7 protein-coding genes are annotated in these 9,872 nt (G+C 37.7%); 2 read left to right on the top strand and 5 right to left on the bottom strand.

Going from position 1 to position 9,872, the window contains the following annotated elements:
• The 4 genes from BC008_RS44620 to BC008_RS44605 form a co-directional block, all read right to left on the bottom strand.
• Positions 1–228, bottom strand: a 228-nt coding sequence (locus BC008_RS44620) for a DUF4277 domain-containing protein (RefSeq protein ID WP_058184847.1), incomplete at its 3' end; no start/stop codon positions are given.
• A 410-nt stretch (positions 229–638) separates the two neighbouring features.
• Positions 639–2,546 carry a biosynthetic-type acetolactate synthase large subunit gene (gene ilvB / locus BC008_RS44615; RefSeq protein ID WP_027845641.1) on the bottom strand — a complete coding sequence of 636 codons (1,908 nt, stop codon included), beginning with the start codon at positions 2,544–2,546 and terminating at the stop codon, positions 639–641.
• A gap of 205 nt (positions 2,547–2,751) precedes the next feature.
• The gene (locus BC008_RS44610) at positions 2,752–4,014 is read right to left on the bottom strand and encodes an MFS transporter (RefSeq protein WP_027845640.1); all 1,263 of its coding nucleotides are present in this window, start codon (positions 4,012–4,014) and stop codon (positions 2,752–2,754) included.
• Between the two features lie 147 nt (positions 4,015–4,161).
• Positions 4,162–4,761, bottom strand: a complete 600-nt coding sequence (locus BC008_RS44605; protein ID WP_036267423.1) for a hypothetical protein — start codon at positions 4,759–4,761, stop codon at positions 4,162–4,164.
• A gap of 559 nt (positions 4,762–5,320) precedes the next feature.
• Between BC008_RS44605 and BC008_RS44600 the strand changes: the two genes are divergently transcribed.
• Positions 5,321–6,436 carry a ferrochelatase gene (locus BC008_RS44600; protein ID WP_027845639.1) on the top strand — a complete coding sequence of 372 codons (1,116 nt, stop codon included), beginning with the start codon at positions 5,321–5,323 and terminating at the stop codon, positions 6,434–6,436.
• Positions 6,437–6,556: 120 nt separating this feature from the next.
• Here BC008_RS44600 and BC008_RS44595 read toward each other — a convergent pair whose 3' ends face one another.
• The gene (locus BC008_RS44595; protein ID WP_027845638.1) at positions 6,557–7,123 is read right to left on the bottom strand and encodes an NADPH-dependent FMN reductase; all 567 of its coding nucleotides are present in this window, start codon (positions 7,121–7,123) and stop codon (positions 6,557–6,559) included.
• A gap of 757 nt (positions 7,124–7,880) precedes the next feature.
• On the opposite strand from BC008_RS44595, the gene ftsH reads away from it, so the two are divergent.
• Positions 7,881–9,824: an ATP-dependent zinc metalloprotease FtsH gene (gene ftsH / locus BC008_RS44590; RefSeq protein WP_058184851.1), complete on the top strand. Its 1,944-nt coding sequence runs from the start codon at positions 7,881–7,883 to the stop codon at positions 9,822–9,824.
• Positions 9,825–9,872: the final 48 nt, after the last annotated feature.

Raw genomic sequence — 9,872 nt, 5'->3', positions numbered from 1 at the left:
CAAAGCTATTTGCTCAAAAAACTTCGGGAACATATATAACGGTTTAGACACAAATCCTAATCCGTTTAAAATCATTGCTTTGACAACATGTCCTGCACTGACTTTTTCTCCTGGTTTTGACCCTAATAAATCATTAATTATTTCTACTAATCCAATGGAATCTACGATTCCTGCTACTATCCCTAAATGGTCTATATTTTGTATTTCAACATCTTTTATATCAAACATAAAAACAGAATTTTACAACACAATTCTGTTTAAATTCTCACATTATTATTTCGAGCAAAAATATTTTCTTACTTTTTTAAGAATCTTTTTAGCCTCATCAAAGACTTCAACTCAAAATACTTTTTGATAGATCCCAAATTTAATGAGATAACTTCCCATTAGTCTCATGAATATCTAAGTCTTGTTTAATAAATATGTACTAAAAAATCTCATCCCCTTGGTGTGTGACAGTTAGGGTGCGGAAGATGGGATTTAACTATCTATAATATTCCATCGACTGCATTGGGTTGACTGAAAACAAAACACTCACAAATAAGTTAAGTTACCAGGCTAGAGCCCAGTAACTAATTAATATTTCTTGATAATAAAAGTCAAATTTTACAACTTCCAAACTTTAAAGCTTCCAAATTTTATAACTTCGTTCCACAATCTGGACAGAAATTATTATTGGGAGCATTCTTAGCACCACAGTTACCACAGAAAATTGGTTCTGTTGAAGCTTTGGGCGCTTGTTTGGGTAAACCAATCATTTGGGCATTGTTTTTACCGGGAGCAATCATTGGATAGCAGTTTTCATCTTTAGTAACTCGAACATCTACCACAACAGGACCGTTATGTGCCAACATTTCGGCGATCCCATCTTGAAGTTGTTCCCGAGTTTCAATCACCATACCTCTGATACCATAGGCTTTGGTTAGAAACTCCACATCTGGCATCCCTACTTCCATGTTGGAGTTAGAGTAACGTTCGCCATAGAAAGCTTGCTGCCACTGGCGTACCATACCTTGCCAGCCGTTATTAATGATTACCGTTTTTACGTTAATTCCATACTGAGCCAGGGTTCCAAGTTCTTGTAAATTCATTTGGAAGCTAGCATCACCACTAATACAAATGACTTCTTGCTCGGGGAATGCAACTTTAGCACCCATCGCAGCTGGAACACCAAAGCCCATTGTTCCCAAACCAGCACTAGAAATCCAACGACGGGGACCATTATTCAAAAATTGTGCAGCCCACATTTGATGTTGACCAACATCTGTTGTATAAATCGCCTCCGGTGCTTGACGACCGATTTCGGAAATAACTTCTTGAGGTGAAATGCTATCGGGATATTGGGGTGCTACCAGGGGATATTCTGTTTTCCAGCGATTAATCAAGTTTAACCACTCTTGGTTTTTACTTGTTGTACGTTCAATTCCCATATCCCGACAGCGAGCCAATAATTCTTTCAAAACTGTCTTGACATCGCCAACAATAGGAACTTCGGGGGTACGATTTTTACCAACTTCAGCCGGATCGATATCAACATGAATAACTTTGGCGTGGGAAGCAAATTCATCCAGTTTACCGGTGACCCGATCGTCAAATCTTGCTCCTAAGCAAATTAACAAATCGCAATCAGTAACTGCAAAGTTAGCATATGCGGTACCATGCATGCCCAACATACCTACAGATAGGGGATGATTTTCATCAAATGCACCAATACCCATCAATGTTGTGGTGGTAGGTATATTGAATAATTCCGCTAATTCTTTAATCTCATTGTGAGCGCTCGATACAATTGCACCGCCTCCTACATATAATAGGGGACGACGACTATTGCGAATTAAGTCAACCGCAGCGTTAATCTGTCTTGGATTTCCCCGAATTGTTGGGCGATAACCAGGTAATCTAACCGAACCTGGTGCAACAGGAATATAATCAAACTCTTCTAAAGCTACGTCCTTAGGAACATCAATCAAAACTGGTCCCGGACGTCCAGTGCTAGCGATATAAAAAGCTTCTGCGACAATCCGCGCCATATCTCTGGGATCGCGAACTACATAGGAGTGCTTGACAACAGGTAAGGTAATACCATATATGTCTGTTTCCTGGAAAGCATCTGTACCAATTGCAGCCCTAGTAACCTGACCTGTAACTACAACCATTGGTATTGAGTCCATATAAGCAGTAGCAATACCGGTAACTAAATTAGTTGCACCTGGACCAGAAGTACCAAAACAAACTCCTACTTTACCTGTAGCGCGAGCATAACCATCAGCAGCATGGGATGCTCCCTGTTCGTGTCTGACCAGGATATGCTCGATCTTAGTATCAGTGGATTGAACTTTATAAAGGTCATCATAAATAGGTAAAATGGCACCACCGGGATAACCAAAAATAAATTCAACGCCATGATTTTTCAGACTGTCTAAAAGTGCAAAACCACCAGACACCCGCCTGGAACTTTTACTTTTAGACTTATTACCGTTGTTTGTTTGTTCAGTTGCAGGACTGCGGGAATAGGAAACCTTGGTAGAAACACCTTTTGAAAGCACTGGCAAACCTCAGAACTTAGCTTACTTTATTATTGATTTTTATCTCGAAATTTTTATCTCGAAATTTTATACTAGTGTAAAACTTAAATCACAACTTGCATGATATTAACTTCGCAAAACTTACTCAAACTTATTTCAGCCTTGTTTTAGTTAACTCTGCAATACATATAAAAAATATTAAATTAATTCTGATATTTTTGGTTAACTAAATAACGTCCTTTAACACTCGACGAGTATTTCTCCAAGCCCAAATACCAATGATCGCAACTACTGCACTTATGCTTATTAAGGTATAACGCAAGCCGATTGCATTGGTCAAACGCTCTGTAACTAGCAATGGTACGGTTAAAGCAATATTAACTACATGATTCTGAAATCCAAATACTTTACCGTGCATCGCAGGTGGTGTCTGCTGCTGAATCAAAGTTTGCATCGGTACTCCAATAGTTGCAGCTCCAAGTCCTAGGATGGCACAAAGTCCAAGAGCAATTAATAAGCTATGGGTAAAGGTAAAAACTGCTAAAACAAATGCCATACACAAAAAGCCAAATAATGGCAAAGGTTTATGATGGAACCTATCACCCCAATGTCCTAATATTGCCGCACCCAAGACAATTCCCACGCCAGCTGCAGCAAGGAAAAAGCCAAATTGTTTCTCTTCTAAACCAAACTCTTGGGTCAATCTGATTGATAAAGCTATTAAAGCTGCAAAAACACAGTATAAAGCTGTTAGTTGCAACATTGCATTGAGGACTAAACGATTTTTCTTTAAGTGACGCAAACTATCCTTAAATTCCATCCAAGGGTTAAATGATGTCTTAGGTTTATTTTTTATTTGGCGTCCGGCAAGATTTACAGGTATTTTTATTAACGAAGATATTAAATATAAAGCACCAACAATAAACTCTTGTCCGTACTTTTGTCCAATTAAATTTTTGCCCAAAGATAGTAGACTTTCCCCAACACCAAAACCAACTATTATTGCTCCCATCATAGTGCTGGTAAACAGAGCATTTGCTGCCATCAAATTTTCTCTTTTCACTAAAATTGGGATAGCTGCTTGCTCTGCTGGAGCGAAGAACTGCACGATCAAGGAGTTACCAAAGGTAATAAATAGTAATATTAAAAACTCACGCGGTAAAAATGGAATTGCAATTGTCAAAAGCCCACGGAGTAAATCAGAGCCAATCATAATTGGCTTTTTGGGAAATCGATCAACGATTACACCACCAACTGAACCAAGCAATACTGCCGGTAGAGTAAATGCCAAATATATCAATAAACGCCTATTATCTTCTAGGGTTCCCGGTTCTGGAGGATATTTTTCCAACAAGGCGATCGCTAATACAAAAAAGATTTTATCGGCTAGCTGGCAGATTGCTTGACCAATCCACACCAGCATAAAACTACGATTCTTTAGTACAGCACCAAATCCTCGACTCACAGCAGCAGGTTCAGTTGGAAACATCAGAAAATTTAGAGTGGTAAGTTTTAGATTTAATCAGCAAAATTGAATCCATGGCGACGGAAGATAAAATATTATTCTTTAAAATTATTCTTTAAAGTTATCGATGGTCACTTCTTCCATTTTTGGTAGATTACTGTTGTATATTCTTCACTCCCCTTTGCCAAGTTGGTTTTCCGGACTAATCTTTTCGTAATGTTTCAAAAGCATATGCAAGAATTCAGAGACTGTTAAGTATATTTTGGTACTTTTTGTTGTTAAGTTAGGATTTACCCACCATCCTCTAACAGATTGGGGCGATCGCCAAATTTCTAGATGTTCTACAGCAGGTTGGGCGTAAAAGTTATTATTCCCGCCAGGCATACGAAGTAAACTTTGATGGGTAAAATAATCGTGACTAATAGTGTGAATGGGAAAGTTACCAAAAAGTGGCACGCCCCAGCCATCAATAGCGATAAAAGCTTTTACCCGCCCCCCTAAAAATTGCCATAAATAAGCTGCTTGTAGCCCTCCTACTACACCAGCACTGAAGGCAATGAATATAATCGGAGATTTCATATCTTCTATTTTCTCAAATAAAAAATTTAAAATATGAAATGCAGATAAAGTTTTTAAGTTATTACCCAAATAAATTAGTATTTTTACTGATGACAAACAACTGAAAATATCAGAGTTAAAGTCTGATAACCCTGAGATAAAACTTTTAGTAAGGTCTATTTCATGCATTCCAGGGCAAATAATTACATTCATTACTTTTAAGTTGTAATCTCCTCATAATGAAGTCATCTCCAAGAAATTTGATAGTTGTCAATATAACACCTGTCCGCTCAAAAACTGAGATAAATAAGGGCTAGTAGTTAATTAAAATGCATCAAGAAACAAATATTAATCATAGGTTATTCATCATCAATTTCTATGGAATAAGAGTTTAGGAAATAAGAGTTTAGTAATTGGGAGATACAACCATAGGTAATAGTTGCTTATGAGTGGCGTAGTGCCCGTGCTCCATGCCATTAAAAGCCCTACGAATACAACTAATTGACTCATAAATCTATTATTAGCCCAATATTGTCAATGGGTCTATCAAACGCGACACAAAGTAGATGACATAAGATGGGGCTTAAATTGAGGAAAATATTTAGTAAACTTTCTTATCTTTCTAAGACAAATAGTTTGTGATTGTAACTGATGTCAAAATTTTTATTAATATGCTGTCCAGGGGGATAGGATAGGTGATAATTACTGCCAAAGGAAATATACGTCGGTTACCTGACGCCCTTTCTATTTTGCTTATATTGAGGAATTTATTGTGGTTGCTACACCCGAAAAGTCACAAGGTATTCATGTACATTCTCATGGGGAGGATCGAGTAGCCGTATTGCTAATGGGTTACGGTGAAGTGGAAAATTATGAAGATTTTGCTAATTATAATGAACAGGCTTTAAATTTGCTCACAGCTAAATTTGCTCCAGTACCTACCTGGGTATATCCACCCCTAGCAAAACTATTAGCTTTATTTGATCGCCACGAGTGGGGTCATACACATCATGATTTTATTTCTCCCCATAATGCGATTTTTGAAAAACAAAGAGCTGGGATAGAAGAACAGCTACAAATTAAATGGGGAAATAAAGTCAAAGTTTTTAAAGCCTTTAACTTTTGTGCTCCACACCTTCCCCATCAAGTGCTAGCCGAAATCAAAAATCAAGGTTTTGGTAAATTACTAATTTATCCACTGTTAGTTGTAGACTCGATTTTTACTAGCGGTATTGCTTTAGAGCAGGTTAATAATGCCCTATCACAAATGGATGATAGTGGAGAGCATTGGGTAAAAGGAATGCGCTATATTCCTTCGTTTTATAACGAACCAGCTTACATTGATTTGATGGCGAGCTTGGTAGAAGAAAAAATTAATGCTGAGTTGGCTAATTCCTACTTAGCATCTGAAATTGGTATCGTGCTCATGAACCATGGCTGTCCCCATAAAGCCAAGGGTTTCACTTCCGGAATTGTTGAAAGTCAAATACTTTACGATTTGGTGCGGGAAAAATTAATTCACCGCTATCCATTAATTTCTGTGGGTTGGCTCAATCATGATACCCCATTAATCGAATGGACCCAACCTAATGCGGAACAAGCTGCAAATAATTTGATTCAATTGGGTGCCAAAGTAATCATATTTATGCCCATTGGTTTTGCCACAGAAAACCACGAAACTTTACTCGACGTACACCATATTATTCACGATCTGGAGAAAAAAAATTCAGGGATAAGTTATATCCAAATGCCATGTGTTAACGATCATGGTAAGTTCTCGTCAATGGCTGCTCAATGGGCTGACGAGCATATTGAAGCGTTGCTGTCGGAGGATGGATCTGCAGTTAATCATCAATTACAAGCTACTCATTCCCACCACCATCATTGATTGTGAGTAATGAGTAAGAAGTAATGAGTAATAAGTAATAAGTAATAAGTTAAATAAGAAAGAGTAAACAATTACCCATTACCCATTACCCACTACCCATTACCCATTACCTATTACCCATTACTTCTTACTCAGTTCTGGAATTTTTTTTCCTCGCAATTTCGAGGTATTCTCAACCAAACTTTGAGCAAATTTGTCAAAGCGCTCGGACAGTTTGTCGTCTAATAATTTACCTTCTGAGTCAAAAGCTTTCCATGCTTGCCCGATCGCTATTTGTTCGGGAATTACCCAAGCATGCACCCATCTAGCAATTAGCCTTAAATCATTTAAGGCATTACTGTTTGATTGACCACCTAAAACGCTAATTAATCCTGTAACCTTATCTGACAATTGCTCAAAACTCATCAGATCTAGGGCATTTTTCAAGACACCACTAACTCCACCATGGTATTCTGGAGTAGCCAAGATTAAACCATCTGCATTTTTGACGTGACTCCGTAATTTTTCCACGTCTGGATAGTTTAAATAATCATCTTTACCGTTACAAAACGGCAAATCCATCTGCCGTAAATCTAATATTTCTACCTCTGCACCTAAAGCTTCAACTCTTTCAATTGCTAACTTTAGTGCTTGTTGACTGTAAGACTGAGGTCTCAGACTGCCAGCAATACCGACTATTTTCACCATGATAAACCACCTGTAAACAATATATTAATTGCGATACTTTCAACTCGATAAACAATCAAAAAAAGTGATTAACAAATTAGTTAACAAATTGAAAAATATTTTTTGCGACAAACCTAGACAAAAAGTATTTTCTTGAGTGTTTAGTTCAAATTTAAACTTGAATATAAATTTGAGGTTTAATTAACAGCTAGTCTGTTTTTTGCTTCTAACTCTTAAATTTGCTTTGCATTTTCCCTGATTATTTTTATTTGTCGTCTCCTGTTCGTATCTTCCTACTTGAGAATATTGACTTTATTCCCAGCCACTTCAGAACTCTCAACCACTTAACAAACTTCTAAACAGCTTGTCAAAGTAAACTCATAACGACTATGATTTAATTTTAGTGATAGATCGATTGAAATGTCAAATTTTGTTTAACGATAAACTTCTATATCCTTTTCTATATGGATTATATGCATCGAAGAAAAGTGACATAATTGTAATTAAGTGGTATGTATAAATGCCTCGAACGATTCCTAGCTAAACGTAGAGTACCAACATACTATATATCTAAAGTTAGACTAGACTGAGAACGTAGTTATTTCAATCCTGCTAAAAGAAAAGCTAAAAAAAGCCCAGTTCCCAATTCATGGTGGCTAGTGGCAAAAAACTGTTAATTAATATGGAAAGTCTTGTAGGAAAAGTATCAATGAAAAAGCGATTGTTCTTATCAGCCCAAGAAGATGATTCTCAAGTCGTCCCCGTAAATCCAGAATATATGACTTTAGGGAATAATACTGGGGGTTTGAAATCTGCTAGCAATAAAATTGGTAAAAAATCGGGGCTGCTAAAACAATCGTTTACTAAAAGCTTGGCTTTCAGTACCCTACTAGCTGCTAGTTTAGTAATTTTACCTGGATTTTTTTCTAGTGCACCTGCTTTTGCACAGAAAGAGGGACAAGACGAAAAAACAGAAAAATTGGACTATGGTCAACTGATAGAAAAAATTAAAAAAGGCGAAGTTGAGAGAGTAGAAATAGATCAAACAGAGCGACTTGCAAAAGTTTATTTACCAGAAGATCCAAAAAAAGCAATAAGAGTACCGCTTTTGGATCGAAATCCCGAACTTATTAATATTCTGAATCGGAATAAAGATAAAGTTGATTATGAAGCTATTTCCAGTGCAAATAGTAAAGCTGCTTTTAATTTATTAATCAATTTAATGTGGATTTTGCCCATAGTGGCAATTATGCTGTTGATATTGCGGCGTTCTGCAAATGCTTCTTCCCAAGCAATGAATTTTGGTAAAACCCGAGCTCGTTTTCAAATGGAAGCCAAAACTGGGGTAAAATTTACTGATGTAGCTGGAATTGAAGAAGCAAAAGAAGAATTACAAGAAGTTGTTACATTTCTTAAGGAGCCCGAGAAATTTACTGCGGTAGGTGCTCGTATTCCCAAAGGAGTTTTATTAATTGGACCGCCCGGTACCGGTAAGACTTTATTAGCAAAAGCTATTGCAGGTGAAGCTGCTGTTCCATTTTTTAGTATTTCTGGTTCTGAATTTGTGGAAATGTTCGTGGGTGTAGGTGCTTCCCGGGTACGAGATTTATTTAAAAAAGCCAAGGAAAACGCACCTTGTTTGGTATTTATTGATGAAATAGATGCTGTGGGTAGACAAAGGGGTGCTGGTATCGGTGGTGGTAATGATGAACGGGAGCAAACCCTGAATCAGTTATTAACAGAAATGGATGGTTTTGAAGGTAATAACGGTATTATCATCATTGCAGCTACTAACCGTCCCGATGTATTAGATGCAGCACTACTCCGTCCAGGAAGATTCGACCGACAGGTAATTGTTGATGCACCAGATCTTAAAGGACGTTTGGAAATATTAAAGGTGCATGCGCAGAATAAAAAAATCGACCCCAGTGTTTCCTTAGATGCAATTGCTCGTCGTACTCCTGGTTTTACGGGAGCAGACTTAGCTAACTTACTCAACGAAGCTGCAATTCTTACAGCTAGAAGACGCAAAGAGGCGTTGACGATGTTAGAAATTGATGATGCGATCGACCGAGTTGTTGCGGGGATGGAAGGTACACCATTAGTAGACAGTAAGGTAAAGCGATTAATTGCTTATCATGAAATCGGTCATGCTTTAGTTGCTTCTTTAATTTCAGATGCTGACCCAGTACAAAAAGTTACTTTAATTCCCAGAGGTCAATCGCGCGGTTCGACTTGGTATATTCCTGGGGAAGAACAGGGTTTACTTACTAAAGCACAAATGCGATCGCTAATTGTCAGAACTTTGGGTGGACGAGCAGCAGAAGAAGTAATTTTTGGTAAAGCAGAAGTTACGACCGGTGCATTCGACGACCTAGAAAAACTAACAGCACAAGCGCGACAAATGGTAACCAGGTTTGGGATGTCTTCTTTGGGACCTTTGGCGTTAGAAACTTCCAATCGGGAAGTATTTTTAGGAGGTGACTGGATGAATCGGTCAGAATACTCTGAAGAAATTGCTGCGAGAATTGATTCCCAAGTAAGGGAGATTATTAATCAAGCTTACGAGCAAGCAAAGGATTTATTAGCGCAGAATCGCCCATTGGTAGATTATTTAGTAGATTTATTGATCGAACGGGAAACAATTGAGGGTGAAGAGTTTCGTAAGATTATTTCTGAGTATACAAATTCACCAGAGACTGAGTTAGCAATATCTGGTTAGAGGTAATGGGTAATGGGTAATGGGTAATGGGTAATGGGTAATGGGTAA

The organism is Mastigocoleus testarum BC008 (assembly GCF_001456025.1).
Classification (GTDB): Bacteria; Cyanobacteriota; Cyanobacteriia; order Cyanobacteriales; family Nostocaceae; genus Mastigocoleus; species Mastigocoleus testarum.
The sequence above is the reverse complement of the archived record's forward strand: the minus strand, read 5'-3'. Positions and strand labels throughout refer to the sequence as shown.

Coding starts and splice junctions, on each gene's coding strand:
- BC008_RS44610 (WP_027845640.1), bottom strand. CDS start 4,014: ATGTTTCCAACTGAACCTGCTGCTGTGAGTCGAGGATTTGGTGCTGTA.
- BC008_RS44605 (WP_036267423.1), bottom strand. CDS start 4,761: ATGAATGTAATTATTTGCCCTGGAATGCATGAAATAGACCTTACTAAA.
- BC008_RS44595 (WP_027845638.1), bottom strand. CDS start 7,123: ATGGTGAAAATAGTCGGTATTGCTGGCAGTCTGAGACCTCAGTCTTAC.
- ftsH (WP_058184851.1), top strand. CDS start 7,881: ATGACTTTAGGGAATAATACTGGGGGTTTGAAATCTGCTAGCAATAAA.